24 protein-coding genes are annotated in these 26,163 nt (G+C 62.5%); 7 read left to right on the top strand and 17 right to left on the bottom strand.

Annotation, left to right across the window (positions count from 1 at the left end):
- Positions 1-6 precede the first annotated feature (6 nt).
- The 9 genes from trpB to leuC form a co-directional block, all read right to left on the bottom strand.
- On the bottom strand, positions 7-1,200 hold the full coding sequence (gene trpB / locus P3T16_RS02710) for a tryptophan synthase subunit beta (protein WP_429341078.1): 1,194 nt from the start codon (positions 1,198-1,200) through the stop codon (positions 7-9).
- Positions 1,201-1,260: 60 nt separating this feature from the next.
- The gene (locus P3T16_RS02705; RefSeq protein ID WP_429341077.1) at positions 1,261-1,989 is read right to left on the bottom strand and encodes a phosphoribosylanthranilate isomerase; all 729 of its coding nucleotides are present in this window, start codon (positions 1,987-1,989) and stop codon (positions 1,261-1,263) included.
- Entirely contained in the window at positions 1,986-2,792 is an 807-nt protein-coding gene (truA, locus tag P3T16_RS02700) for a tRNA pseudouridine(38-40) synthase TruA (protein ID WP_429341076.1), read from the bottom strand. The genes P3T16_RS02705 and truA overlap by 4 nt, the downstream gene beginning before the upstream one ends.
- Positions 2,792-5,104: a FimV/HubP family polar landmark protein gene (locus P3T16_RS02695; protein WP_429341075.1), complete on the bottom strand. Its 2,313-nt coding sequence runs from the start codon at positions 5,102-5,104 to the stop codon at positions 2,792-2,794. The genes truA and P3T16_RS02695 overlap by 1 nt, the downstream gene beginning before the upstream one ends.
- Before the next feature lie 137 nt (positions 5,105-5,241).
- Positions 5,242-6,363 (bottom strand): aspartate-semialdehyde dehydrogenase, encoded by a 1,122-nt coding sequence (gene asd / locus P3T16_RS02690; RefSeq protein ID WP_429341074.1) that lies wholly within the window; start codon positions 6,361-6,363, stop codon positions 5,242-5,244.
- Between the two features lie 348 nt (positions 6,364-6,711).
- Positions 6,712-7,779 (bottom strand): 3-isopropylmalate dehydrogenase, encoded by a 1,068-nt coding sequence (gene leuB / locus P3T16_RS02685; protein WP_429254096.1) that lies wholly within the window; start codon positions 7,777-7,779, stop codon positions 6,712-6,714.
- A gap of 92 nt (positions 7,780-7,871) precedes the next feature.
- Positions 7,872-8,525, bottom strand: a complete 654-nt coding sequence (gene leuD / locus P3T16_RS02680; RefSeq protein ID WP_429254095.1) for a 3-isopropylmalate dehydratase small subunit — start codon at positions 8,523-8,525, stop codon at positions 7,872-7,874.
- Between the two features lie 81 nt (positions 8,526-8,606).
- Complete coding sequence (locus P3T16_RS02675; RefSeq protein WP_429341073.1) at positions 8,607-8,765, bottom strand: entericidin A/B family lipoprotein; 159 nt, start codon at positions 8,763-8,765, stop codon at positions 8,607-8,609.
- Positions 8,766-8,770: 5 nt separating this feature from the next.
- A complete protein-coding gene (gene leuC, locus P3T16_RS02670) occupies positions 8,771-10,180 on the bottom strand; it encodes a 3-isopropylmalate dehydratase large subunit (protein ID WP_429341072.1) in 1,410 nt (469 codons plus the stop codon).
- Positions 10,181-10,606: 426 nt separating this feature from the next.
- On the opposite strand from leuC, the gene P3T16_RS02665 reads away from it, so the two are divergent.
- Positions 10,607-11,557 carry a substrate-binding domain-containing protein gene (locus P3T16_RS02665; protein ID WP_429341398.1) on the top strand — a complete coding sequence of 317 codons (951 nt, stop codon included), beginning with the start codon at positions 10,607-10,609 and terminating at the stop codon, positions 11,555-11,557.
- A 99-nt stretch (positions 11,558-11,656) separates the two neighbouring features.
- On the opposite strand, the gene P3T16_RS02660 is transcribed toward P3T16_RS02665, so the two are convergent.
- Positions 11,657-12,901: a DUF1479 domain-containing protein gene (locus P3T16_RS02660; RefSeq protein ID WP_429341071.1), complete on the bottom strand. Its 1,245-nt coding sequence runs from the start codon at positions 12,899-12,901 to the stop codon at positions 11,657-11,659.
- A gap of 134 nt (positions 12,902-13,035) precedes the next feature.
- On the opposite strand from P3T16_RS02660, the gene P3T16_RS02655 reads away from it, so the two are divergent.
- The 3 genes from P3T16_RS02655 to P3T16_RS02645 all read left to right on the top strand — a co-directional run bounded on the left by P3T16_RS02655 (position 13,036) and on the right by P3T16_RS02645 (position 17,073).
- Positions 13,036-14,004, top strand: a complete 969-nt coding sequence (locus P3T16_RS02655) for a helix-turn-helix domain-containing protein (RefSeq protein WP_429341070.1) — start codon at positions 13,036-13,038, stop codon at positions 14,002-14,004.
- Positions 14,005-14,164: 160 nt separating this feature from the next.
- Complete coding sequence (locus tag P3T16_RS02650) at positions 14,165-15,241, top strand: hypothetical protein (protein WP_429341069.1); 1,077 nt, start codon at positions 14,165-14,167, stop codon at positions 15,239-15,241.
- On the top strand, positions 15,238-17,073 hold the full coding sequence (locus P3T16_RS02645) for an autotransporter outer membrane beta-barrel domain-containing protein (protein WP_429341068.1): 1,836 nt from the start codon (positions 15,238-15,240) through the stop codon (positions 17,071-17,073). Before P3T16_RS02650 ends, P3T16_RS02645 begins: the two co-directional genes overlap by 4 nt.
- Before the next feature lie 122 nt (positions 17,074-17,195).
- Here the strand turns inward: P3T16_RS02645 and gltA are convergent, their stop codons facing one another.
- The 7 genes from gltA to P3T16_RS02610 all read right to left on the bottom strand — a co-directional run bounded on the left by gltA (position 17,196) and on the right by P3T16_RS02610 (position 23,118).
- Entirely contained in the window at positions 17,196-18,497 is a 1,302-nt protein-coding gene (gene gltA, locus P3T16_RS02640) for a citrate synthase (RefSeq protein WP_429254089.1), read from the bottom strand.
- Positions 18,498-18,580: 83 nt separating this feature from the next.
- Positions 18,581-18,853, bottom strand: a complete 273-nt coding sequence (locus tag P3T16_RS02635; protein WP_429254088.1) for a succinate dehydrogenase assembly factor 2 — start codon at positions 18,851-18,853, stop codon at positions 18,581-18,583.
- Between the two features lies 1 nt (position 18,854).
- Positions 18,855-19,559, bottom strand: coding sequence for a succinate dehydrogenase iron-sulfur subunit (locus P3T16_RS02630; RefSeq protein ID WP_090536777.1), 705 nt, complete (start codon positions 19,557-19,559; stop codon positions 18,855-18,857).
- A gap of 24 nt (positions 19,560-19,583) precedes the next feature.
- Positions 19,584-21,359, bottom strand: coding sequence for a succinate dehydrogenase flavoprotein subunit (sdhA, locus tag P3T16_RS02625; protein WP_429254087.1), 1,776 nt, complete (start codon positions 21,357-21,359; stop codon positions 19,584-19,586).
- 4 nt (positions 21,360-21,363) lie between these two features.
- Positions 21,364-21,732, bottom strand: coding sequence for a succinate dehydrogenase, hydrophobic membrane anchor protein (gene sdhD / locus P3T16_RS02620; RefSeq protein ID WP_429254086.1), 369 nt, complete (start codon positions 21,730-21,732; stop codon positions 21,364-21,366).
- A 2-nt stretch (positions 21,733-21,734) separates the two neighbouring features.
- Entirely contained in the window at positions 21,735-22,148 is a 414-nt protein-coding gene (sdhC, locus tag P3T16_RS02615) for a succinate dehydrogenase, cytochrome b556 subunit (protein WP_429254085.1), read from the bottom strand.
- Positions 22,149-22,293: 145 nt separating this feature from the next.
- Complete coding sequence (locus tag P3T16_RS02610) at positions 22,294-23,118, bottom strand: GntR family transcriptional regulator (protein WP_429341067.1); 825 nt, start codon at positions 23,116-23,118, stop codon at positions 22,294-22,296.
- A 506-nt stretch (positions 23,119-23,624) separates the two neighbouring features.
- Here P3T16_RS02610 and P3T16_RS02605 point away from each other — a divergent pair.
- The 3 genes from P3T16_RS02605 to P3T16_RS02595 all read left to right on the top strand — a co-directional run.
- The gene (locus P3T16_RS02605; RefSeq protein ID WP_429341066.1) at positions 23,625-24,608 is read left to right on the top strand and encodes a malate dehydrogenase; all 984 of its coding nucleotides are present in this window, start codon (positions 23,625-23,627) and stop codon (positions 24,606-24,608) included.
- A gap of 205 nt (positions 24,609-24,813) precedes the next feature.
- Positions 24,814-25,830 (top strand): HpcH/HpaI aldolase/citrate lyase family protein, encoded by a 1,017-nt coding sequence (locus P3T16_RS02600; protein ID WP_429254082.1) that lies wholly within the window; start codon positions 24,814-24,816, stop codon positions 25,828-25,830.
- Between the two features lie 124 nt (positions 25,831-25,954).
- A partial coding sequence (locus P3T16_RS02595; RefSeq protein ID WP_429341065.1) for a citrate/2-methylcitrate synthase occupies positions 25,955-26,163 on the top strand: 209 nt, incomplete at its 3' end.

The raw sequence follows: 26,163 nt of genomic DNA, 5'->3' as shown, positions 1-26,163 counted from the left end.
CGGCGCTCAGAACTTGATGCCCGATCGCTCAGCGACCGTATGCATGTCCTTGTCGCCACGACCCGACAGGTTGACCAGAAGGTATTTGTCCTTCGGCAACGTCGGTGCGAGTTTCGCTGCGTACGCGAGCGCGTGGCTCGACTCCAGCGCGGGAATGATGCCTTCGATCCGGCAGCAGTCGTGGAACGCCTTGAGCGCCTCTTCGTCGGTGATGCCGACGTATTGCGCGCGGCCAACGTCCTTGAGCCATGCGTGCTCGGGGCCGACGCCCGGATAGTCGAGGCCCGCGGAAATCGAATGCGTCTCGATGATCTGGCCGTTTTCGTCCTGCAGCAGATACGTGCGGTTGCCGTGCAGCACACCCGGGCTGCCGCCGATCAGCGACGCCGCATGGCGCCCCGTATCGATGCCATCGCCAGCGGCCTCAACGCCGATCAACTGCACGGATTTGTCGTCGATATACGGATAAAAGATGCCCATCGCGTTCGATCCGCCGCCGACACATGCGATCACCGCGTCCGGCTGACGGCCGACCAGTTCCGGCATCTGCACCTTGCATTCGTCGCCGATCACACGCTGGAAGTCGCGGACCATCATCGGATAAGGATGCGGTCCGGCCACGGTGCCGATGATATAGAACGTGTTTTCGACGTTCGTGACCCAGTCGCGCATTGCTTCGTTGAGCGCGTCCTTCAGCGTGCGCGAGCCGGATTCGACCGGAATGACGGTCGCGCCCAACAGCTTCATCCGGTAGACGTTGGCGGCCTGACGGCGCACGTCTTCCGAGCCCATGTAGACCACGCATTCCATGCCGAAGCGCGCTGCGATCGTCGCCGTCGCCACGCCGTGCTGGCCTGCGCCGGTTTCCGCGATCACGCGCGGTTTGCCCATGCGTTTGGCGAGCAGCGCCTGGCCAATCACGTTATTCACCTTGTGGGCGCCCGTGTGGTTCAGATCTTCGCGCTTCAGGAACACCTGCGCGCCGCCAAGCATCTGGCTCCAGCGCTGCGCATGGTAAATCGGGGAAGGACGACCGACATAATACTTTAATTCGCGCTCATATTCGGCGATAAAGTCGGGATCTTTCTGGAATTTCTCGTAAGCTGCGCGCAGTTCATCAAGTGCATGAACCAGCGTCTCTGCGACGAACACGCCGCCATACTGGCCGAAATGGCCTCTTTCATCGGGCAAGTTGTACATTGCGTCACTCTTCTCAGAATGGAGCGCTTCGCGGCTCTGCGAGCCGGAGCACTACCTGAATCACCCGGCGTCCGCTTCGCGCACTGCGCGTACGAAGGCCGCCATCCGGGCGTGATCTTTCACGCCCTTCGCGCCCGGTACTTCGATGCCGCTTGAGACATCGACCGCGTACGGGCGCACGCGATGAATCGCATCACTGACGTTTTGCGCGTTCAACCCACCACTCAAAACGGCCCGACGCGCGAGCTCTGGAGGAATAAGTGACCAATCGAAAACCTGTCCGCCGCCGCCATAACCGTCGACGAGTGCGTCGAGCAGGAGGGCGCTGGCTGCTGAATAGTTAAGCGCCGATTCTACCAAATCGGCCCGCTGAGTATCGGTCCCGATGCGTATCGCGCGCAACCAAGGCAAACCCGCAATGTTCGCGAGCGATTCGCACTGCTCCGGCGTCTCGTCGCCGTGGAACTGAAGCATCGTCAGCGGCACGTTCGCGGCGACCTCACGCATCCATTCCGGCGATGCGTTCACAACCAGCCCCACGACCGACACGAACGGCGGAATATCGCGGGTGAGTTCGACGGCCTGCGCGACGCTCACCGAACGCGGGCTGGCCGGATAGAACACGAGACCGATCGCGTCCGCGCCGAGATCGATCGCGTGGGCGATGTGCTCGACCGTCGAGAGGCCGCACAGCTTGATGCGTGTGCGATGCGTTCGATGCTGGAGCGCGGCGTCTGGCGCCTGCGCCGGGTTGGCCTGGTCAGCCTGGTCGTGCGGGAGAGTTGTCATGATTCAGGTTGCGTCCATACGGTGCTCCACGGCACGCTGCCTGCGTGCGCGGCCGGCACCGCGAATGCCTCAGGATAGCCGACCTGCGCGAGATAGAGGCCATCGGGCATGAAGGTCGGCGCCGCGTTATTCCGGTCGCGACTGGCGAGCACGTCGGCCAGCCAGCTCGCCGGATGACGTCCACGGCCAACCGCGACAAGACATCCCATCAGGTTGCGCACCATGTGATGCAGAAACGCGTTGGCGCGAAAACGGAAGTGGATGAAGTCGCCCTGCTGGCGGATGTCGATCTGATACAGATGCTTGACCGGCGTTTTTGCCTGGCACTCCGACGAACGGAACGCCGAAAAATCATGTTCCCCGATCAGGCAGGCGGCCGCGGCGCGCATCGCGTCGACATCGAGCGGCGTGTGGATCCAGCCGGCCCGGCCCGTCAGCATCGGCGAACGGACCGGATGCACATACAACACGTAATAGTACGTGCGCTCGAACGCCGAGAAACGGGCGTGGAACGTGTCCGGCATCGGCTGCGCCCATTGCACGGCGACCGTTTTCGGCAGGAAAGCGTTCGTGCCGCGCACCCAGGAGAACGGCGCGCGCTCCAGTCCGGTATCGAAATGGACCACCTGACCGAGCCCATGCACGCCTGTATCGGTGCGCCCCGCGACGACCGTCTGCAACGGTGTCTGCGCGAATTCGCGCAGTGCGCGTTCGAGTTCGTCCTGCACGGTTTTGCCATGCGGCTGGGACTGCCAGCCGTAAAACGCCGTGCCGTCGTACTCGACGCCGAGAGCAATGCGCATTACGAAAGCGGCGCGAGCGTCGACAGGAGCGCGCGCGCTTCGTTGCGCGTCGAGGCGTCGTTCGACTCGATCACTTCGTGGACCAGCGCGCGGGCGCCCGACAGATCGCCGAGTTCGATGTACTCGGCGGCGAGTTCAAGCTTGTTGCGCGCGATTTTCGCGAGATCTTCCTGTGTGAACGCCGGAAGTGACTGCGCAGGGCCCGGCGGCAATTCGAGGTCGAAATCGAGCTTCAGCGCGCCGAACGGCATCGCGCCAAGCCCTGCGATCGCGGCGGAGCCAGCCGTGCCGGCCCCGATTTCGTCTGCGACACGTGGCGCTACGGGCGGCGAGGCAAAGGCCTGTCGGGCCGTGGCTTCCGGCTCCGCAACCGGCTGGGTTGCGGCCGGCGCCTGCGATGACGACGGTTCCGTGCGCGGCGGCAGCGACATATCGAGGCTGCCGAGCGCCGCTGCAGCGGCGCGCGGGAATTCGGTGGCGTGCGGCAGACCGTCGAACGGCGTTTGCGAGGTCGGCGACGAAGCGACGTCGAGTTCAGGGACCGGCGGCTGCGACCCGAAAGGCTTCTCTTCGAACTGCGGCTCCGCGCGCGCCAAATCGGCGGCCTCCGCAGAGGCCAGCGGTGCATGTGCGCCTACGTCGACAGCGCGAGCCGCTTCGTGGTCGACCGGTGGTTCATCGTGCGCAGCATGCTGGATCGGCGCGTCATGATGCATGTCCGGTGCGACGCGTGCGTCCGGTTCGGCAACCGGCGATGCCGGCGCTTCGGCATGAGCAGCCGCTGCGTGACGAGGCGGTGCGTCCAGGACCGGTTGTACGGGCTCCGCGTGCGCCGCCGGCTCGATGTGCTCGCCGGGCGCTTCGACGTGAGCGGTTTCGGCTGGCAGAACAGCCGCGATGTGCTGCGGGGCCTCTTCTGCCGCTTCGGTGTCGTACGCCGCATCGTCGCGCGCGCCGGAGCCGATGTATCGCGCGCCTTCGTCCTCGTCCAGCGCATGCGACGCCGGATCGATCTGTTCCAGCGGCAACGCTTCGGCGCCCAGTCCGGCTGCGGCAGCGAGACTCGCTGAGCCCGTTGCGCCTTCGAGCGTGTCATGCGGCACCGGCGGGAAGGCCTGGGCCTGCACATCTTCTTTTGCACGCGGCGCGGCCGGTGCCGCGCCCCGGCTGGGGGCTACCCCGCTTTCGACCGGCGACGCACCGGCGGCATTCGCTGCCGGCCGACGCCGGCGCCACACCGTCAGACTCAGGATCAGCGCGATGACCGCCGCCACTGCAGCCGCGATCCCTGCGACCAGTTCCGGCGACATTCCCTCCGCACCCGCGCCGACGTTGCCGGCCACAACGGCCGAACTGGCCGTCGCAGCGCTTGCGGAAGCCGCGCCGGGGTTGCCCTGCTGCGTCGAATTCGCCGGCGCAGCGGCCGCACCGCCCGCTTGCGGTGCCTTCACTACCGGCACGATGCCGTGCTTCTGCAATTCCATCAGCACGCGGTTCTTCAGCGCGAGCAGTTGCTGGAGACTGGAAACCGACGTGCGTGCCTGCGACGCCACCTGCGGCGCAACAGCGGTCGTCGCGGGCGCCACGGCGGCGGACGCGCCTTCAGACGGCGTGCTGGCCGACTGGATCGCCCCGGTCCACACGTGCGCGCCGCTCGCCGTCGAAAGCGGTTGCGCGGACGGTTCAGCGGGCTGCGATGCCCCGGTCGCCGCTACGGACGAAGCCACAGCCGCGCTCGCGCCCGTCGGCACGCTCGCACCGTTCACAGTCGCGGTATTCGCCACAGCGGCCTGACTCGCCGATGAAGGCGGCGTAATCGTGGCGGACGTGGACGCCGAAGCCGCTAAAGCCGGCGAAGCAGACACCGCAGAAGCCGCAGCGGAAGCCGAACCTGCAACCGAACCCGACGCCCCAGCGATAGCCGACCCGGCAACCGGCGCACTGGCCACGACACCCAACGTATCCAGCGACGGCACATTCAGCACCGCACCCAGCCGCATGCGGCTCGGATCGTGTCCCATGAACGCATTCGGGTTGGCATCGAAGATCGCCTTCGACGCGCGCGCCAAAGTCGCGCGATCGTGCGACTGCGTGAGCGCAATCGCAATGTCGTTCAGCGACTGACCCGGACGCACCGTGTATTGCGCGTCGGACTCGACGACGGCAGGCGCGCTGGCCGCGTCCGTCGTCGCTGCGCGCGCGATATCCGCGCCGGCACCACTCAATGCAAATGCAAAGGCAACGGCGGCCGCCAGACGGCCCGCGCGAACACTGGAAACCATAGCGGGAAGGGAATGAAATCGAACGGTCATCGGGAGCTCTGGCGCGGCTTCGCGCTGCCCATGTTTAGGGTTGGATGGTGACAGGAATTCGGAGCACACAATGAAAAAAGCGCCGCGCAAGCGCGACGCTTTCTGAATGTCTACGCGTCGTAACCGCGTAGTTTACTTTACTTGTCGAGCAGAATGCGAAGCATCCGACGCAGCGGTTCCGCCGCGCCCCACAGCAGCTGGTCGCCGACCGTAAACGCCGACAGATATTCGCCGCCCATCGCGAGCTTGCGCAGACGGCCGACCGGCACCGTCAGCGTGCCCGTCACGACTGCCGGCGACAGATCGCGCATCGATGCTTCGCGTTCGTTCGGCACGACCTTGACCCAGTCGTTACCCGACGCGAGGATGCTGTTCACTTCGTCGAGCGGGACGTCTTTCTTCAGCTTGATCGTCAGCGCCTGCGAGTGGCAACGCATTGCGCCGATCCGCACGCACAGGCCGTCGACCGGAATCGAACCGGCTTCGCCCATGGCCGGCTTGCCGAGAATCTTGTTGGTTTCCGCGCCGCCCTTCCATTCTTCCTTCGACATGCCGTTGCCGAGATCCTTGTCGATCCACGGAATCAGCGAGCCGGCGAGCGGCACACCGAAGTTGCTGGTCGGCATGCGGTCGCTGTTCATCGCTTCCAGCACACGTCGGTCGATATCCAGAATCGCCGACGACGGATTCGCGAGGTCTTCCTTCGCGGCGCCGTACAGCGTGCCCATCTGTTGCAGCAGTTCGCGCATGTTCTGCGCGCCCGCGCCCGATGCGGCCTGATACGTCATGGCCGTCATCCAGTCGATGAGGTTTTCGCGGAACAGGCCGCCGAGCGCCATCAGCATCAGGCTGACCGTGCAGTTGCCGCCGATGAAGTTCTTCTGGCCCTTGACCAGCGCGTTCTTGATCACGTCGAGGTTGACCGGATCGAGAATGATGACCGCATCATCCTTCATGCGCAGCGACGAAGCCGCGTCGATCCAGTAGCCGTTCCAGCCCGCTGCGCGCAGCTTCGGGAAGACTTCGTTCGTGTAGTCGCCGCCCTGGCAGGAAATGATGGCGTCGCACTTCTTCAGGTCGTCGATGCTCGACGCGTCTTTGAGCTTCGTCTCGTTTTTGGCGAACGACGGCGCGTTGCCGCCCGCATTGCTGGTGCTGAAAAACACCGGTTCGATGAGATCGAAATCGCCTTCCTGCTGCATACGTTGCATCAGGACGCTGCCGACCATACCGCGCCAACCTACGAGACCTACGTTCATGACTTCATACCCTTCGAGTGGAGGCTTCCCCGCAACTTTGCCCGCAGTGACCGCGCGGGGAAGACGGGCGGGCACAACGGACGATCAGCGCTTCGTGATCGTTTTCGGGGTAATCGTTTTGACGAGCGTTTTGATGGTAATGGCGAACTCAACCGCACGGGCCGTTTTGCCGTGGAGGTTCGAAATCGAGGAGATTTGAGGAAACTTCGCCATCGCATGAATATACACGAAAATCGCAATCTGGCGCCAAACCGCGCAAATCCCGCTGTTTTGCAGGCTAACGGGCCGCTTCGCGCCCCGTTAGCCCTTTACTGCGCTGTACTACGCGATACCACGCGTCAATACGGCTTACAGCGCTGCGAGCACCGCGTCGCCCATTGCTGCCGTACCGACCTGCTTGCAACCCGGCGTGAGAATGTCGCCGGTGCGATAACCCTGCTCCAGCACTTTCTTCACCGCGGTTTCGATGCGCTCAGCCTGTTCCGCCCTGTTCAGCGAATAACGGAGCATCATCGCGGCCGACAGGATCGTCGCCAGCGGATTCGCCACGCCCTTGCCGGCGATATCCGGCGCGGAGCCGTGCGACGGCTCGTACAAGCCCTTGTTGTTCTTGTCGAGCGAAGCCGACGGCAGCATGCCGATCGAGCCCGTCAACATCGCGGCTTCGTCCGACAGGATGTCGCCGAACATGTTGCCCGTGACGATCACGTCGAACGACTTCGGCGCCTTCACCAGCTGCATCGCCGCGTTGTCGACGTACATGTGCGACAGCTCGACGTCCGCGTATTCCTTCGACACGTCGATCATCACGTCCTTCCAGAACTGCGACGTTTCGAGCACGTTGGCCTTGTCCACCGAAGTCAGCTTCCTGCTGCGCTTTCGCGCCGCCTGAAACGCGACGTGCGCAATACGGCGCACTTCCGGTTCCGAATAGCGCATCGTGTCGAAGCCTTCCTTCGCGCCGGCGAACGGACCATCCGGCGCTTCACGCACGCCGCGCGGCGAGCCGAAGTAGATGTCGCCGTTCAGTTCGCGCACGAGCAGGATGTCGAGGCCCGACACGATTTCTTCCTTCAGCGACGAAGCGCCTGTCAGTTGCGGATAGCAGATCGCCGGACGGAAGTTCGCAAACAGCTGTAAGTGCTTGCGCAGACCGAGAATCGCCTGCTCCGGACGCAGCGCGCGTTCGAGCTTGTCGTACTTCCAGTCGCCGACGGCGCCGAAGAGAATCGCGTCGGATGCCTTCGCGAGCGCGAGCGTCGATTCCGGTAACGGATGGCCTTGCGCCTCATAACCCGCACCGCCAACCGGCGCTTCTTCGAGCTCGAACTTTTCGTCGAGCGCGTTCAGCACCTTCACGGCTTCCTTGACGATTTCCGGACCAATGCCGTCACCCGGCAACACTGCGATCTTCATGCGAATTCCTTGTGTTCGTTAGTGCGCAGGCGTACCCGATCGATCGTCAGATCACTCAGATCGATCAGCGCGCCAGCCAGACGCTTTACGCTTTATCCGACGATGCGGTGATTCAGCCACGGCTGCTTTGCAAGCCGCTCCGCTTCGTACTGACGGATCAGGTCCGAGTGACGCAGCGTGAGGGCGATATCGTCGAAACCGTTCAGCAGGCAGTACTTGCGGAAGCCCGCGACTTCGAACGGATACCCGGCGCCGCCATCCGGCGTGCGCACAACCTGCGCCTCGAGATCGATCGTCAACTTGAAGCCGTTGAACGCGTACGTTTCGTTGAACAGATGGTCGACCTGCTGTTCGGTCAGCACGATCGGCAGCAGACCGTTCTTGAAGCAGTTGTTGTAGAAGATATCGGCGAAACTCGGCGCGATGATCGCGCGAAAGCCGTACTGCTGCAACGCCCACGGTGCGTGCTCACGCGAGCTGCCGCAGCCGAAGTTCTCGCGCGTCAGCAGCACCGAAGCGCCTTGGTAACGCGCCTGGTTCAGCACAAAGTCCGGATTCAGCGGGCGCTTCGAATTGTCCTGGCCCGGCTCGCCGTGATCGAGGTAACGCCATTCGTCGAACGCGTTCGGGCCGAAGCCGCTGCGCTTGATCGACTTCAGGAACTGCTTCGGAATGATCGCGTCGGTATCGACGTTCGCGCGATCAAGTGGCGCCACGACGCCGGTGTGTACAGTGAATTTATCCATGACGCTTGCGCCTGTTCAAAAGCGGGCGATGCGCGTGGCCGCAGAGCAGCCAGGCCATCGCCGGAAAAAATCAAAATCCGCTTATTTCTCAGCGTGATTGCTGATCGAGTTGCCGAGATGCGACATGTCTTCGCCGAATCCGTGCACCGTGTTGCAGCCCGTAAGACCTAGCAACACGGCCACCAGCGAACCCAGCGCGAGGCGACGCAACAACGTGAGGCGATTGATACTGTTCATCATGCGATTCATCCAAGCTTGCGAATATCGACGAAATGCCCTTCGATCGCCGCGGCGGCGGCCATCGCGGGGCTCACGAGATGGGTGCGGCCACCCGCACCCTGACGACCCTCGAAATTGCGATTCGAGGTCGAAGCGCAACGCTCGCCCGGATCGAGCCGGTCGGCGTTCATCGCCAGACACATCGAGCAGCCGGGTTCGCGCCACTGGAAGCCGGCATCGAGAAACACCTTGTCGAGGCCTTCGCGTTCGGCCTGCGCCTTCACGAGACCCGAGCCCGGAACGACCATCGCGAGACGGATATTCGGTGCGACCCGGCGGCCCAGCTTCCTTACGACATATGCAGCGGCACGCAGGTCTTCGATGCGTGCATTCGTGCACGAGCCGATAAAGATCTTGTCCGGCTTGATCGATTCAATCGGCAGGTTCGGTTCGAGCGCCATGTACTTCAAGGCGCGCTCCATCGCGTCGCGCTTGACCGGATCTTTTTCGCGTTCCGGATCCGGCACGCGACCGTCAATCGACGTCACCATTTCTGGCGACGTTCCCCATGTGACCTGCGGCACGATCTCAGCGGCATTCAGTTCGACGACGCGATCGAACTTCGCGTCGGCATCGGAAGTGAACTGCTTCCAGTATTCCACAGCTTGATCCCACTCGACGCCTTCCGGTGAGAACGGACGGCCCTTCAGGTATTCGATCGTGGTGTCGTCGACGGCGACCATGCCGGCGCGCGCGCCCGCTTCGATCGCCATGTTGCACACCGTCATGCGGCCTTCCATCGAAAGCGCGCGGATCGTCGAGCCGCCGAATTCGATGGCATAGCCCGTTCCACCTGCCGTGCCGATCTTGCCGATGATGGCGAGCACGATGTCCTTCGCGGTGCAGCCGCGCGGCAGCGCACCTTCGACCTTCACGAGCATGTTCTTGCTCTTCTTCTGCAAGAGCGTTTGCGTCGCGAGAACGTGCTCAACTTCCGATGTGCCAATGCCGTGCGCCAGTGCGCCGAACGCGCCGTGCGTCGACGTGTGCGAATCGCCGCAGACAATCGTCATGCCCGGCAGCGTGGCGCCCTGCTCCGGCCCGATGATGTGCACGATGCCCTGACGCAGGTCGTTCATCTTGAACTGCGTGATGCCGTACGTGTCGCAGTTCGCGTCGAGCGTATCGACCTGCAGCTTCGACACCGGATCAGTGATGCCGTGGCTGCGATCCGTGGTCGGCACGTTGTGGTCGGACACGGCCAGATTCGCGCTGATGCGCCACACCGGACGCTCAGCCAGCTTCAGGCCTTCAAACGCCTGCGGGCTCGTGACTTCGTGCAGCAGGTGACGGTCGATATAGAGAAGCGTCGTGCCGTCTTCTTCCGTGTGGACCACATGCGTGTTCCACAATTTGTCGTAGAGAGTCTGTGCCATGGTATGCGGGGTAGTAATAACTGCGAGGGCAATCCGTGTCCGGTCAATTATGCCACGCAGATGACACCCGATGCTCACAGGCGCGAAGAAAACCGATAAAAAACATGGAGTTGGCTGGTAGTGTCGATACCTGTATCGACGTTACCCGGCAAGGCTTTGCGGCGATCTGGTTCCTGGCAAATGAAGCCTGTTCTGTCGCCTCAGCGTGCAGGCTCCGTCGACATACGCCTTCGACAGACTGCGGAGGCCTCGAACGGTCGATTCATTTCCTCAGGTTCCTCGCGAACTCGTTAATTGCGCAGCCGATCTGGTGACCCACGCGTTATGGAAGAATATGAGCAGGATTGCCCGTGTGACCCTACAGGGAAGCGCGTGTACGAATGCGCGTGCCGTACAGTCGGCTTCGCGCTGGAGGAGAAAGGATCCATGGCTCAGAGGATGCGCCGGCGCATGCTCGTCGCTGGCACGCTCGCAGCGGCCGGTCTGATATCGGCAAGAGATGCCCAGGCGACGCAGGTCGGCAAGGTGACGATTGCCCTTGTGCTGAAGTCGCTCGCCGACCCGTTCACCGTCGCGATGGCAAACAGCGCGCAGAACTATCAGAAGCACTATTCATCGCAACTTGACCTTACCGTGCGGGGGACCACAACAGAAGCCGACACCTCCGCGCAGATGCGCATCCTCGATGAATTGATCGACGCCAGGATGAGCGCCATCGTCATCGCCCCCACCGATTCGAAAGCGCTGATACCTGTGGCAACCCGCGCCATCAACGCCGGAATCATCGTGATTGCGATCGACAACCCCTTCGATGACGCTGCCGGCATCCCGGTCCCTTTCGTCGGACCTGACAACAGAAAGGGCGCGAGGATAGTCGGGGACTATCTGGCGACAAAACTCAAACCGGGCGACGAAGTCGGGATCATCGAAGGCATATCCGCTGACCGCAACGCGCAGCAGCGCACGGCCGGCTACAAAGATGCGATGAGCGCGGCGGGCGCCAGGATCGTCGCCATACAATCCGGCGCCTGGGAATACCGAAACGGTAACGAGGCCGCGTCGAGAATTCTGAACGCCTACCCGCGGCTTCGGGCGCTTCTATGCGGCAACGACAATATGGCAATGGGGGCGGTCGACGCCGTTCGTGGTGCACGCAGAACGGGCGGTGTGTACATCACCGGCTACAACGATATCGATGCCATAAAGCCCCTGCTTCGCAAGGGCCTTGTCGTTGCAACGATGAACCAGTTCGCCGACAGACAGGCCGTGTTCGGCGTTGATTTCGCGCTCAAGGCTATTACCGAAAATCGCAAGCAGCGCGAATTATCCCGATTCATCGAGACGCCGTTGCAACTGGTCACAAAAGACGATCGATAGCGACACCCGGGATGACGGGCCGTCAGCGATGCGGCCCGTCTTTGTCGCCTTGCTCGATAGTGCCGATCTCGACGGTTCAATGAAGTAAAAACAAACCCGCTACCGGTCGAAGCCCATTTGATCGCGTCCCATCGGCGTCAGATCGCTTTCCTGAGCGCGCCCAATGAAATCCGTTTCGAAGTGATCGGCCGGAAAATCGGGCGGGCTTTCGCCGCGCAGAAAGCTCGGCAACTGACGCTTCAGATAGGCCTCGTTTTTCGCACACCACGGCGCGGAGGCGATGTACATGACGTTGCTGTAACCCGTGCCGCGATGCGCGTCTTCAACCGAATGCACGACGTCGCTGTGCCAGAACACGGCGTCGCCGGCCTGCATGTGTGGAACCGGCGTCACGGCTTCGAGCAGCAGGCCATGCCACTGCGGATTGATCGACAGCGCGCGGGCCGGTAGTGCGCCGCAAAGTTCGTCGTCAGGTACATCGTCCTGCAACGCGCGCAGCACGACGTACGCCATCGCATTCGCAATCGGGATCAACTGAAGCGTGCCATCGCCCGGACCTTGCGGCGTCAGTGCTGTCCAGCCCTGGAAGGTGCGGAACATCGAGCACACGGCCGGCGAAGGAATTTCCTGCACGTCAGGACGAAACGCAGCATCGAACGGATCGTATTCGCGCCAGTTGCCTGACAGCACATGCCGATACACCTGCCGGAAATTCGGATCGAGCCAGCGCTCGACGGAGCCGCCATCCGTATGCGGCGAAAGCCCCAGCGATTCCGATCCAGGCGGCCGCCGACGCAACCGGTCGGCGTAGACGGGCACGCGCTCAGGATCAAAATGTTGACGCCCTTCGCTTTCGGAGCGCCACAGTCGATTGAGAAACACGCGCGTGCGCGTCAATTCCTGCGACTGCCGCGCTTCGACCTGTGGCTTCGACCAGTACACACCGTAGATCTGCGGCTTGCTCGACGAAAGCGAGCCGAAGTACTTGTCTTCCGCACGATTGGCGAGCCGCTCGTCGAGGTTATTGCGCTCGACGTACTGGCCGATTTCATCGTTCCAGTCGCCCGCCTGCCGTGGATCGAACACGCGACGCACCACGCATGCGCCACGCGACCGGATCTGCGCGACGATGTGCGGATCCACATTGCCAGCCGCGATCGCCGCATAGTCGAGCGTCGGGATCGTGCCGATACCGCACTCACGCTCGCTCACGATGGCGTCGATCTGCTGCTTCATCGCGCCTTCTACTTCCTGGAATACCTGCCGGTAGTTCGGCAGTGCGGCGCGCAGCGTGCGTTTGGTTGAGCGGATCGCGTCCGGCAGGTTGTCGATGATGAGGGGCATGGCCTGTCTCCTGGGTTTATCGATTGTGTCCCGCCAGATTAGGCGTCCTGGGTGAATGCGGGATGTGCTATCCGGCCAGTTACCGATACAATCCAGCCATTCCCGGCGTCTTTGACCGTGACCGGATTCGATCGATGAAGCCGCAATACGAACGCGTCACGATTCCCGACGGCTGCTCCGTGCGCGTATACCACCGGCAGCTTGCGCAGATTCCGTTCGAGTGGCATCACCACCCGGAGTACGAACTGACGCTCACGATGAACAGCCGCGGCCAGCGGTTTATCGGCGACCACGTCGCCCGTTACGAAGGCGACGATCTCGTGCTCGTGCCGCCCGATATGCCGCACACGTGGTCGTCGACGGAACCCATCGACACACGCGCGCCGCTGGTCGCGCTCGTCATATGGTTCAGCGGCGACTGGGTCCGGCGGATGGCCGATTGCTGCCCGGAGTATGCGGCACTGCGCAAGTTGCTGCGACGCGGCGCGCCGGGTTTGAGCTTCGGCGCAGGGTGCGCCGCGGCGATGCGCGCGAGGCTGCCTCTGCTGCTCGATGCGTCACCTCGCACGCGGCTTTCGGCCGTGCTGGACACGCTCGCCGAACTCGCCGATGACGAAGACGCCGTGCCGCTTGCGTCGTCTTCTGCGCATATCCGCGCGAACACGTCAGCGCGCGTGACTGCATCCGGCACGGCGTCCGAAGCCGAGCGACTGAACCGCGTTTTCGATCTGCTCGATCGCCGCTTCAACGAGCCGCTTCGCATCGCGGAACTGTGCGCAGTCGCGAGTCTTTCGGAGCGCTCGCTGCATCGATATTTCGTCCAGCATGTCGGCGAGAGCGTCGGTCGCTATCTGATCCGGTTGCGCCTCGGTTATGCAACGCGGCAACTCACGGAGACGACCTGGCCTGTTGCGATGATTGCGACGAAAGCCGGCTTTCCGAACCTCGCCAATTTCAACCGGCAGTTTCTTGCGGCGCGCGGCATGACACCGAGCGCCTGGCGACGCTTCTTCGAAATGCACGGGCGTGCGCCGGAGCCTGAAGCGCCGGTGGCGCTGGACAGGCGCTCGCCTTCGCTGGAGCGGCGGGCGAAACGCGGCTGAATGGCGCCGGTCGACAGCCATCGCTCCCTGAGCTATAACGCACAACAGGACGCAAACACAAACTCCAGATAGCTCCGCAACGGGCTCACCGGCTCCTCCCCCAGGCTTCGTTCAGGCGGACGGACCCACGCCCGCTGCGGACGTACAGCGTGGCGTTGCTATGCATCTGTTCGCGATCACAGCCGCCGGCCGGCAGGCCGAACCAGGGTCTGCACCGGCGTCGGGCTGCAGGCGGCACTACGTGTATCTGATGCTTCTGGTCGCCGCCGCGCCCGTCGGCGCAACGGTGACGTTACCTGCCAGCAGCGGCATACCTGTCAATCTCGATGCAACCTGGCCGGGCGAAGCCGTCTTCATGGTCCCGCCAGGCACCACGATCGACAACACAGGGCCAGTCATAACGGGCGGCGCCACGCAGAACTGGCAACTGACGAACTACGGAACGCTGCTCGTCACAACAGGTACACCCCCCAGCAGCGCCCTGAAGCTGGGCAGCCTGGATCCCGGTAGCGCGCGCGTCGACAATTTCGGCGTGATCCAGTCGAACGCGTCCAGCGCCAATGGACCCTCCGGCGTTCAGTTCACCAACGGAGGCGTGATCTACAACCACGCTGGCGGCATCATCTCCGGCCCGGATGGGGTGCATACCGATGTGGCGTCGATGGATGTCTACAACGAAGGCCAGATTACCGGCACGCTGTCTTCCGCCGTCTATACGGGCCAGGGCGCGCGGGTCCAGAACCGCGCGACGGGCGTCCTCAATGGCACGTATGGCGTCGTGTCTAACGGCGCATTTAACGTCACCCTGCTGAACGCTGGTCTGATCTCGACGTCCAGTTACGCGATCTGGTTCTTCGGCAGCGGTCTTTACTCGATCATCAATACGTCCACGGGCGTTATCGAAGGCGGCAGTACCAGCAAGCCCGCCGTATTGCTGAAGAGCGCCGCCCAAAGTCAGACGCTCAACTACGGCGTGATTCGCAATCCGCAAGGCACGGCGATATCCGCGAGCGCCAACGGCAACGTGATCGTCAACGCGGGCAGCATCATCGCCGGTATGGATGCCGGTGTTGCGCTCGCACTCACCGGCGACGACAACACTATCTACAACGTCGGCACGCTGACGGGCGGCACAACAGCAATCCAGCTTTCCGGCGACAACAACCTGATCGCCCTCGGCAAGGATGTCAATTTGCCGAAGCTCGGCATTTTGTGGTCGGCCCCGGCTCGGTCGTGAACGGAGCGCTCGTCAGCAACGGTTCTGGCAACCAGCTGGCACTCGCCGACAGTGGCAGCGAAAACAGCGCGATATCGGGCTTCGACTCGCTCGTCATGGTGGGCAATGACTGGACACTCTCCGGACTTGTGACGCTCACCGGCAGCGCGTCCGACGCGCTGCTTGTCCAGCAGGGCGTACTACGGCTGACTGGCACGGTGCAGGTCGATCCCGGCGGCGTGCTGATCGACGGCGGCGGGACGTTGCTGGTCGGCGATGCCGCGCATCCGGCCGCTTCGCTTGTCACCGCGACGGGCGTCGCGATCGCCGCGGGCGGCACGCTCGGCGGATACGGCTTCGTCACGGGGGACGTGCTCAATCTCGGCACGCTCACAGCCGCCGACGCCGCGCCGTCGTTGCGCGGCCAGGGCGGCGGAACACTGACCATCACCGGCGCGCTGCGAAACGACGGCACCATCGATCTGCGCGGCGCACAACCCGGCAATCGTCTGCTGGTTGGCGGAGGTTACTCCGGCACCGGCAACCTGCTGCTGAACACGCGACTCGGCGGGGATGACTCGCCGAGTGACCGGTTGTTCATCAGCGGAAGTGGCGCTCAGGCGGCTGGCAGCACCGCCGTGCATGTTTCGAACGTCGGCGGCGCCGGTGATGTGACGAATGTAGGCATTCGCGTTGTCGCGCTGGCGCAGGGTGCGGCATCGACGTCGACCGCATTCGTGCTCGCGGGCCGCGCGGTCGCCGGTCTCTACGAGTACGCGCTCGAACGTGATGCATCCGATGGGCAATGGTATCTGCGCTCGACGGTCACGCCACCGGCGCCGCCAACTCCACCCGAACCGCCGCAGCCGCCCGGTCCGCCGCAGCCTCGTTATCGACCTGAGATTGGCGCTTACCTGAGCAACGCGCACGCGGCCGCGACGCTCTTCAATCATGCGCTGCACGACCGGATCGGCGACACAGCCGACATGGCAGACACGACCGATACGGACTCAAACGCGCGTCATCCATCGAGCGCGTGGGTCCGGATCGAGGGTAGCGGCCAATCCACAGATGCCGCCAGCGGCCGTGTCCATCTGTCGGATACGGGATGGCTGCTGCATCTCGGCTCGGATATCGGCGTGTGGCCGCTTAGGGGTGACAACGACCGCATCCACCTTGGCGCGATGGCGGGCTATGGCCACGTCGACACCCGCGCGACCGCTGCGGACAACGTGAACCGCGCGACCGGAGGCGTCGACAGCTATGCAGCCGGCCTTTATGCGACGTGGTTTCAGGACGACGTGCGCCGCCTCGGCGCTTATGTCGACAGCTGGCTGCTCTATGGCACGCAGAACAACAGCGTGCAGGGCGACGCGCTTCCCGGCCAGTCCTACCATTCGCAGACCGTGTCGGCATCGCTCGAAAGCGGTTACGCGCTTGGTCCATTTAGCGGAGGACGCATTGTCGTCACCCCGCTCGCGCAGTTCATCTGGAATGGCTATTTCGACCACACAGTGTTCGAGCAGGCTACCGGCACGACAGTGAGTTTTTCCAGTCCTAACGGCATCGTGACGCGGCTGGGCGTCCGGATTGGCGGCTCGCTGGATACGTCCGCGACAACGCGCGTCGCGCCGTTCATCGAAGCCGCCTGGCGCTATGCCCGCGGACAGACGCAGCTCGCGATGAACAACCGGACGGTTTCCGTCGACGGCTCGCGCAATCTCGCCGATATCAACGTCGGACTGAACGGACGCCTTAACGCCCGCTGGCGCGTGCGCGCCCAGCTCGGGGCAGTGCTCGGCGGAAACGTCAGCGGCTTTAGCGGCACGATCGGCACACGCTACGATTTCTAGCGCCGCCGCAATCGCGTCGCGTCACGCGCCACCAGACAAAACGCCCCGACGGAAACTCCGTCGGGGCGTTTTGTGTGCGATGCAGCGAATAGCCATCCGCTGCAGCCGGTACGACCTGCCGATTAACGCTTTTCGATCGGCTTTGCTTCGCGCGGTGTTTCGCCGATGAACAGCTGACGCGGACGGCCAATCTTCTGTTCCGGATCGGCGATCATCTCGTTCCACTGGCCAATCCAGCCGACCGTACGTGCCATCGCGAAGATACACGTGAACATCGACGTCGGAATGCCCAGCGCGCGTTGCACGATACCCGAGTAGAAGTCGACGTTCGGGTACAGCTTGCGTGACACGAAGTATTCGTCTTCCAGCGCGATCTTTTCGAGCGCCATGGCCAGCTTGAACAGCGGGTCGTCGTGCAGGCCCAGTTCTTCGAGCACTTCATGGCACGTTTCGCGCATCAGCTTCGCACGCGGATCGTAGTTCTTGTACACGCGGTGACCGAAGCCCATCAGCTTCACGCCCGAGTTCTTGTCCTTCACCTGCTTGATGAACTCAGGAATGTTGTCGACCGAACCGATCTCTTCCAGCATGTTCAGTGCGGCTTCGTTCGCACCACCGTGCGCCGGGCCCCACAGACACGCGATACCAGCCGCGATACACGCAAACGGATTCGCGCCCGACGAGCCAGCCAGACGAACCGTCGACGTCGATGCGTTCTGTTCATGGTCAGCGTGCAGGATCAGGATACGGTCGAGCGCGCGCACCAGCACGTCGTTGACCTTGTATTCTTCGCACGGGTTCGAGAACATCATGTGCATGAAGTTCGCGCTGTACGACAGATCGTTCTTCGGATACACGAACGGCTGGCCGATACTGAACTTGTACGCCATGGCGACGAGCGTCGGCAGCTTTGCGATCATGCGGATCGCCGACACTTCGCGGTGACGCGGGTCGTTGATGTTCAGCGAGTCGTGATAGAACGCCGACAGCGCACCAACTGCTGCAACCAGCACCGCCATCGGGTGCGCGTCGCGACGGAAGCCACGGAAGAAGAAGTGCATCTGCTCGTGCACCATCGTGTGCTTCGTGACGGTGTCGACGAATTCCTTTTTCTGCGCGACAGTGGGCAGTTCGCCTTTCAGCAGCAGAAAGCAGGTTTCGAGGAAGTCGGCGTTCTGTGCGAGGTCGTCGATCGGGTAGCCGCGATACAGCAGTTCACCCTTGTCGCCGTCGATGTACGTGATCGCCGAATTACACGCCGCCGTCGACATGAAGCCCGGGTCGTACGTGAACTTGCCGGTCTGGCCGTACAGTTTGCGGATGTCGATTACATCCGGGCCCATCGTGCCCTTGTAAATCGGCATTTCAACGCTCGGCGAATTGTCGCTGAACGATAGCGTGGCTTTAACATCTGACGGGGTCATAGCACATCCTCAATCGAAGTATGGAAACAGGGTTTCGATAATTGCACGCCGGGATAAAACAACCGTGCGCACGCGCGTGACGCTCACACAGCGCGCAGCAGCTCCAGCACCCGTTTGATATCCGGGTCGGCAAGGTCGCCTTCTGGTTCCTTGCGCGAGAGAAGCAAGTCCATCAGGTCGTTATCGCTCAGCTCGAGCAGACGCGTAAGTGCACCTACGTCGGCATCGCTGAGGTCATGCTCATATCGGCCGAAAAAACGTTCGAAGATCAGATCGTTTTCCAGCAAACCGCGCCGCGCGCGCCAGCGAAGGCGCGCGCGGCGAAGAGGGTCGGACTGATGCGGTAATCCGTCCATCTCAGACAGCGCGGCGAACCATCAATTCCTTGATCTTGCCAATCGCCTTCGTCGGGTTGAGGCCCTTCGGGCACACATCGACGCAGTTCATGATCGAATGGCAACGGAACAGACGGTACGGATCTTCCAGGTTGTCGAGGCGTTCACCCGTCGCTTCGTCGCGACTGTCTGCGATGAAACGATAGGCTTGCAACAGGCCCGCCGGACCCACGAACTTGTCCGGATTCCACCAGAAGCTCGGGCACGACGTCGAGCAGCTTGCACAGAGAATGCACTCGTACAGGCCGTCGAGTTCGTCGCGTTCTTCCGGCGACTGCAGGCGCTCTTTTTCCGGCGGCGGCGTATCGTTGATCAGGTACGGCTTGATCGAGTGATACTGGTTGAAGAACTGCGTGAAGTCGCAGATCAGGTCGCGCACAACCGGCAGGCCCGGCAGCGGACGCAGCACGATCTTCTGCGGCAGATCGTTCATGTTCTGCAGACACGCGAGACCGTTCTTGCCGTTGATGTTCATCGCGTCCGAACCGCACACGCCTTCGCGGCACGAACGGCGGAACGACAGCGTTTCGTCGACAGCTTTCAGCTTGAGCAGCGCGTCGAGCAGCATGCGCTCGTGCGAATCGATTTCGATCTCGTACGTTTGCATGCGCGGAGCCGCGTCCTTATCCGGATCGTAGCGGTAGATTTCAAATGTACGCTTGGCCATTTTTGAATTCCTTTGACTTGTGCCTTAGAAGGTCCGCGCTTTCGGCGGCACCGATTCGACGGTCAGCGGTTGCATGTGAACCGGCTTGTAGTCGAGACGGTCGCTTTCGCTGAACCACAGCGTATGGCGCAGCCAGTTTTCGTCATCGCGATGTTCGAAGTCGTTTTGTGCGTGCGCGCCGCGGCTTTCCTTGCGCGCTTCAGCGGAGACCATCGTGGCGCGGGCCACTTCAATCAGGTTCGCCACTTCGAGCGCTTCGACGCGTGCGGTGTTGAACACCTTCGACTTGTCCTTCAGGTGGATGTTGTCTACACGTTCAGCCACTTCGCGAATCCGCTCGACGCCTTCGGCCAGCAGCTTCGACGTGCGGAACACGCCGGCATGCGCCTGCATCGTGGAACGGATGTCGTTCGCGACCGATTGCGTGTATTCGCCCGACGACGACTTCTCCAGCTTGTCGAGACGCGATAGCGCGAAGTCAGCAGCATCGGCCGGCAGCGGCTTGTGCTCCTTGATTTCCTTCACGTGCTTGACAATGTGGTTGCCGGCCGCACGGCCGAACACCACGAGGTCGAGCAGCGAGTTCGTGCCCAGGCGGTTCGCACCGTGGACCGACACGCACGAGCATTCGCCGACAGCGTAGAAGCCGTTGACCGGATCTTCGTGACCCTTCGACGTACCCACGACCTGGCCGTTGATGTTCGTCGGAATGCCGCCCATCTGGTAGTGGATGGTCGGCACGACCGGGATCGGCTCTTTAATGCAGTCGACGTTCGCGAACTTCAGCGCGATTTCGCGGATCGACGGCAGACGCTTCATGATCGTGTCGGCGCCGATGTGCGACAGGTCGAGCAGCACGTGGTCCTTGTTCGGACCCACGCCGCGGCCTTCCTTGATTTCCTGGTCCATCGAACGCGAAACGAAGTCGCGCGGCGCCAGATCCTTCAAAGTAGGTGCGTAGCGCTCCATGAAGCGCTCGCCGTCCGCGTTACGCAGAATGCCGCCTTCGCCGCGCACGCCTTCGGTGATCAGCACGCCCGCGCCGGCCACGCCGGTCGGGTGGAATTGCCAGAATTCCATGTCCTGCAGCGCGATGCCCGAACGGGCCGCCATGCCGAGGCCGTCGCCGGTGTTGATGAACGCGTTGGTCGATGCCGCAAAGATCCGGCCTGCGCCGCCCGTGGCGAACAGCGTGGTCTTGCCTTCGAGGATGTAGACGTCGCCGGTTTCCATTTCCAGCGCGGTCACGCCGAGCACGTCGCCATCGGCGTCGCGGATCAGATCCAGCGCCATCCATTCGACGAAGAACTGCGTCTTCGCCGCGACGTTCTGCTGGTACAGCGTGTGCAGCAGCGCGTGACCGGTACGGTCAGCCGCCGCGCAGGCGCGTTGCACCGGCTTTTCGCCGTAGTTCGCGGTGTGGCCGCCGAACGGGCGCTGGTAGATCGTGCCGTCCGCGTTACGGTCGAACGGCATGCCCATGTGTTCGAGTTCGTAGACAGCGTTTGGTGCTTCGCGGCACATGAACTCGATCGCGTCCTGGTCGCCGAGCCAGTCGGAACCCTTGATCGTGTCGTAGAAGTGATAGTGCCAGTTGTCTTCGCTCATGTTGCCGAGCGATGCACCGATGCCGCCCTGGGCAGCCACCGTGTGCGAACGCGTCGGGAACACCTTCGACAGCACGCAGACCGAGAGGCCCGCGCGCGCGAGTTGCAGCGAAGCGCGCATCCCCGAGCCGCCCGCGCCGACGATAACCACGTCGAAACGGCGACGCGGCAGAGAATTTTTGATTGCAGCCATTCTTTTACACTCTCCAGAGAATCTGCGCAGCGTAGCCTGCACACCCGAGCAGCCAGACAATCGTCAGCGCCTGGAGGAACAGACGGAGGCCCGTGGGCTTGATGTAGTCCATCCAGATGTCGCGGATGCCAACCCACGCGTGATAGAACAGCGACACCAGCGTGACAAACGTGGCGAGCTTCATCCATTGCATCGCGAAGATCGATGCCCAGCCGTCATACGAGAAATCGTGTGCGCCGAAGAACAGCGCAAGCAGGACGACGGTATAGACCGCCATGATGCAGGCAGTGATGCGCTGCGCGAGCCAGTCGCGCAGGCCGTAATGCGCGCCGACGACGAGACGCTTCGAGCCGATCCGGTTATTGGCTGCCATTTTTAGAACGCTCCAAACAGTTTTGCCGCAAACACAATCGTGAGCAGCGACGACACAACCAGCACGACGACCGACGTCTGCTTGCCACCTTCCTTCGAAACTGCGTAGTGCATGTCCATCACAAGGTGACGGATACCGGCGCAGAAGTGAAACAGGAAGGCCCACGCGAGAACGAGCGTGATGAGCTTGACGATGATGTTGGAGAGGAAACCCTTGAAGACTTCGAAGCTGAGTTCTGAGGTGAGGCTTTGATCGAAGAGGTACAGCAGGAACGGAAGAAAAACAAAAAGCAGCCCACCGCTCACGCGGTGCAGGATCGACACGCGCCCCGCTAGTGGGAGACGATATGCCGTCAGTATCTGCCCGATACCGATGTTCCGGAACTCCGGCCTCGGTTTTTTTACGGCTTCAGCCATGCTAGACCCCTACTTGTAGTCACACTAATCCGCGATTTTAGCGCCTTTTCTTTTCGCGCTGCAGCGTAACAACGCTCAACACTGTTGCGACACGCGCGATAAAGGCGTCTTCATACGGGCTGCGCGCGCGGCGCAGCGCCGTCATTCAGTTCAAGTCATTCTGATAGTAATACCCGGTTGTGACATACCATCCGCGCCGCACTTCGACGGGACGATCGCCATAGGTATACGAAACGCGTTCGACGGAGAGTAGCGGAAAGCCGGCCGGCACGTGCAGGAGGTCCGCAACCGACGGGTCTGCGGCAACTGCGCGGATCTTTTCCGTCGCGCGGATCATGCGCGTGCCGAATTCCGTTTCGAACATCGCGTACAGCGGGCCCTTGTACTCGGAAAGACGCTCGAGCGTCAGCCCGCGGAACACGCCGCCGGGCAGCCAGATTTCATCGAGTACAGTGGTTTCGCCGTCGAACTGCAGCAGGCGTTTGATGAGCACGACCGGGTCGGCCGGCTTCAGGTCGAGCTGGCGGGCGATATCGGCCGAAGCGCGGAGCCGCCGGCATTCGAGCAGACGGCTGACGTGCGGATGCTCGACACCGTCATCAGCCAGCAATCTGAGAAAGCGAAACTGGGCGCGGTCTTCGTTGTGCGTTGCAACAAAGGTGCCCTTGCCTTGACGGCGGACCAGCAGGTTATCAGCGGCGAGTTCGTCGATCGCCTTGCGCACGGTGCCCTGACTCACCTTGTAACGTGCCGCGAGTTCGACTTCACTTGGAATGATCTCGCCAGGCTTCCACTCGCCGGATTCAAGGCTCTGCGTAATGAGCCCCTTGATCTGCTGGTAGAGTGGACTGAACGTGGGCGACGAAGCCGGCGCGGAGACAGGCACAGAAGCGGACACAGAAGCAGGCGCACCCGGGCCAGCCGCGGCCGGGCCGATCGGATTCGCGGTGCTCGCCGGGTTCGAAGTCATTTACACATTTCATCATAAAGCGCCGCTCCTCGTCCAGAGATTTCCCAGCAATACTTATGTCTTATATAAGACATAAGATAATGTTGACTTTGCGTCGCCCGACTCCTACACTCCTTGTCGAGCAAGGGTTTGCGGGTGGTCGAGCCACGCTTTTTTGCATGACCGCCGCGCTGTGAAAGCCGCCCTGCACCACGCCGTTCCCTCACGCAGTTCAGGTTTCGATTCGCCCGTCGTCAGTGCTTCGTCAGACGCTTCCGGAACACGCTGTTGCAGGGCCCGCGTCATGCAGCGGCCAGATGCAGCGCACGCCGCTTCCCGTTTTCCCCGCTCGGCCGTACAGGCACAGGTTTTCCGGCATGGTGGTCTCGCCGCAGCACGCCTTCCAGCTTCATTACAGGCTGTACGCGCGCTGCGAATTCCGCTGTGTTTAACCGACGCTTCGAGCAACGCGCATATAGAATGGCGTTTTCCCTTAGCGTCTAACGCATCGTCCTGGAGAATTCTCAATGGCTAAGCCCGCAAAGCGCGTTGCCGTCACCGGCGCCGCAGGTCAAATCGCTTACTCCCTGCTATTCCGCATCGCCAATGGCGATCTGCTCGGCAAGGATCAGCCGGTCGTCCTGCAACTGCTGGACCTGCCGCAAGCGCAAGCCGCCGTCAAAGGCGTCGTGATGGAACTGGATGACTGCGCCTTCCCGCTGCTGTCGGGCGTCGTGATCACCGACGATCCGAAGGTTGCATTCAAGGATGCCGACGTCGCCCTGCTGGTTGGCGCCCGTCCGCGTTCGAAAGGCATGGAACGTAAGGACCTGCTGTCCGCCAACGCCGAAATCTTCACGGTTCAGGGCAAGGCGCTGAACGAAGTGGCGAGCCGCGACGTCAAGGTGCTGGTGGTCGGCAACCCGGCCAACACGAACGCATACATCGCGATGAAGTCGGCGCCGGATCTGCCGAAGAAGAACTTCACCGCCATGCTGCGTCTGGACCACAACCGCGCGCTGTCGCAACTGGCCGCGAAGTCGGGCAAGCCGGTCGCTTCGATCGAAAAGCTCGCTGTGTGGGGCAACCACTCGCCGACGATGTACCCGGATTTCCGCGTTGCAACGGCTGAAGGTCAGGACCTGACCAAGCTGATCAACGACGAGGAATGGAACCGCAACACGTTCATCCCGACCGTCGGCAAGCGCGGCGCGGCGATCATCGAAGCGCGTGGCCTGTCGTCGGCAGCATCGGCAGCGAACGCAGCGATCGATCACGTGCGTGACTGGGTGCTGGGCACGAACGGCAAGTGGGTCACGATGGGTATTCCGTCGGATGGTTCGTATGGCATTCCGGAAGACATCATCTACGGCGTGCCGGTGACGTGCGAAAACGGCGAGTACAAGCGTATCGAAGGCCTCGCCATCGACGCCTTCTCGCGCGAAAAGATGGATCACACGCTGAACGAGCTGCTCGAAGAGCGCGACGGCGTGCAGCATCTGCTTGGTTAATCGCTGATGCAGACGAACCGGAACTCCGTTGCAGTGCGACGGGTTCCGGTTTTTTCACGTGCGGATGCGCGAATGACGGCTTGTTCCAACCCAGCGTCAATCCCGGCTTTCGCACCTGATCCGAACGCGTTTTGCCGGGCTTCTGTCCCGCAGAGCGCGCCCGAATCAGTTTGATCAACAGACACCCACGCCCCTGACGCCGAAGATGCGCGCCCTTTCCCCCGCCGAAGTGTTGTTCGAAGGCGAAGCGCCACCCGCTGTTCTACCTGCCTGCGATCACTACGCCGGCAGCGAAAAGCTGATGCTGAAATCGCTCGCCTTGCAGCAGGAGCTGGGGCCCGTATTCGACATCACGCTCGATTGCGAGGATGGCGCACAGGTCGGCCGCGAGGCGGAACACGCGGAGCTGGTCGCGTCGCTGCTCGGCAGCGAGCATGACCGCTTCGGCCGCGTCGGCGTGCGGGTTCACGATTTCCAGCATCCTCACTGGCGCGACGACGTGCGCCTGATCCTGCGCGCCGCGAAGCGCGCGCCGGCGTACATCACCCTTCCGAAGATCCGCAACGTGCCCGATGCCGCCGAAATGTGCGCGTTCATCGAAGCCACGCGCCGCGAACTCGGCATCGCGCAGCCCGTCTCCGTTCAGTTGCTGGTTGAAACCCACGGCGCGCTTTCCCGCGTGTTCGATCTCGCTGCTTTGCCGGGCGTCGAGGCGCTCAGCTTCGGCCTGATGGACTTCGTCTCGGCGCACGATGGCGCGATTCCCGACAGCGCCATGCGTTCGCCCGGCCAGTTCGACCATCCGCTCGTACGGCGCGCCAAGCTCGAGATTTCGGCGGCATGCCACGCGCATGGCAAGGTTCCGTCGCACAATGTCAGCACCGAAATTCGCGACATGAGCGTCGTCGCGAGCGACGCGAGCCGCGCCCGCAACGAATTCGGCTACACGCGCATGTGGAGCATCCATCCGGCGCAGATTCAGGCAATCGTCGCGGCGTTCGCGCCGCGTGACGAAGAAATCACCACCGCTGCCGAAATCCTGCTGGCCGCACAATCCGCGCAGTGGGGCCCGACGCGCCATCACGACACGCTGCACGACCGCGCGAGCTATCGCTACTACTGGTCGGTGCTGCGTCGCGCGCGCTCGACGGGCCGCACGGTGCCGGATGAAGCTGAACCGCTGTTCGGCGCTGCTGTTGCGTCCGTGGGTGCTGTGTCGTGAGCGATCAAAGCAACGAAACCATTCAGAAGCGCGACTTTCCGCTGGAGCGTCGCGACTGTCGGGCCGCAGGTAATCGACATACCGCCGCATCACAAACGAGCGGGCATACAGGAGATTGCTGGAGATGAGCGAGACAACACAAGCCGCGGCAACACCAGAAAGCGGCGCATTCAAACCCAAGAAGTCCGTCGCGCTGTCGGGCGTGACGGCCGGCAACACGGCGTTGTGCACGGTCGGGAAGACCGGCAACGACCTGCACTATCGCGGCTACGACATTCTCGACATCGCGACGACCTGCGAGTTCGAAGAGATCGCCTACCTGCTCGTGCACGA

It is taken from the genome of Paraburkholderia sp. GAS42 (assembly GCF_050436565.1).
In the GTDB taxonomy this organism is placed as follows: Bacteria; Pseudomonadota; Gammaproteobacteria; order Burkholderiales; family Burkholderiaceae; genus Paraburkholderia.
This window is presented reverse-complemented; position numbering and strand designations above follow the sequence as displayed.

Excerpts from the sequence above, each read along its gene's own strand:
- trpB (WP_429341078.1), bottom strand. The coding sequence starts at position 1,200 with ATGTACAACTTGCCCGATGAAAGAGGCCATTTCGGCCAGTATGGCGGC.
- P3T16_RS02705 (WP_429341077.1), bottom strand. The coding sequence starts at position 1,989 with ATGACAACTCTCCCGCACGACCAGGCTGACCAGGCCAACCCGGCGCAG.
- truA (WP_429341076.1), bottom strand. The coding sequence starts at position 2,792 with ATGCGCATTGCTCTCGGCGTCGAGTACGACGGCACGGCGTTTTACGGC.
- P3T16_RS02695 (WP_429341075.1), bottom strand. The coding sequence starts at position 5,104 with ATGACCGTTCGATTTCATTCCCTTCCCGCTATGGTTTCCAGTGTTCGC.
- asd (WP_429341074.1), bottom strand. The coding sequence starts at position 6,363 with ATGAACGTAGGTCTCGTAGGTTGGCGCGGTATGGTCGGCAGCGTCCTG.
- leuB (WP_429254096.1), bottom strand. The coding sequence starts at position 7,779 with ATGAAGATCGCAGTGTTGCCGGGTGACGGCATTGGTCCGGAAATCGTC.
- leuD (WP_429254095.1), bottom strand. The coding sequence starts at position 8,525 with ATGGATAAATTCACTGTACACACCGGCGTCGTGGCGCCACTTGATCGC.
- P3T16_RS02675 (WP_429341073.1), bottom strand. The coding sequence starts at position 8,765 with ATGATGAACAGTATCAATCGCCTCACGTTGTTGCGTCGCCTCGCGCTG.
- leuC (WP_429341072.1), bottom strand. The coding sequence starts at position 10,180 with ATGGCACAGACTCTCTACGACAAATTGTGGAACACGCATGTGGTCCAC.
- P3T16_RS02665 (WP_429341398.1), top strand. The coding sequence starts at position 10,607 with ATGGCTCAGAGGATGCGCCGGCGCATGCTCGTCGCTGGCACGCTCGCA.
- P3T16_RS02660 (WP_429341071.1), bottom strand. The coding sequence starts at position 12,901 with ATGCCCCTCATCATCGACAACCTGCCGGACGCGATCCGCTCAACCAAA.
- P3T16_RS02655 (WP_429341070.1), top strand. The coding sequence starts at position 13,036 with ATGAAGCCGCAATACGAACGCGTCACGATTCCCGACGGCTGCTCCGTG.
- P3T16_RS02650 (WP_429341069.1), top strand. The coding sequence starts at position 14,165 with ATGCATCTGTTCGCGATCACAGCCGCCGGCCGGCAGGCCGAACCAGGG.
- gltA (WP_429254089.1), bottom strand. The coding sequence starts at position 18,497 with ATGACCCCGTCAGATGTTAAAGCCACGCTATCGTTCAGCGACAATTCG.
- P3T16_RS02635 (WP_429254088.1), bottom strand. The coding sequence starts at position 18,853 with ATGGACGGATTACCGCATCAGTCCGACCCTCTTCGCCGCGCGCGCCTT.
- P3T16_RS02630 (WP_090536777.1), bottom strand. The coding sequence starts at position 19,559 with ATGGCCAAGCGTACATTTGAAATCTACCGCTACGATCCGGATAAGGAC.
- sdhA (WP_429254087.1), bottom strand. The coding sequence starts at position 21,359 with ATGGCTGCAATCAAAAATTCTCTGCCGCGTCGCCGTTTCGACGTGGTT.
- sdhD (WP_429254086.1), bottom strand. The coding sequence starts at position 21,732 with ATGGCAGCCAATAACCGGATCGGCTCGAAGCGTCTCGTCGTCGGCGCG.
- sdhC (WP_429254085.1), bottom strand. The coding sequence starts at position 22,148 with ATGGCTGAAGCCGTAAAAAAACCGAGGCCGGAGTTCCGGAACATCGGT.
- P3T16_RS02610 (WP_429341067.1), bottom strand. The coding sequence starts at position 23,118 with ATGACTTCGAACCCGGCGAGCACCGCGAATCCGATCGGCCCGGCCGCG.
- P3T16_RS02605 (WP_429341066.1), top strand. The coding sequence starts at position 23,625 with ATGGCTAAGCCCGCAAAGCGCGTTGCCGTCACCGGCGCCGCAGGTCAA.
- P3T16_RS02600 (WP_429254082.1), top strand. The coding sequence starts at position 24,814 with ATGCGCGCCCTTTCCCCCGCCGAAGTGTTGTTCGAAGGCGAAGCGCCA.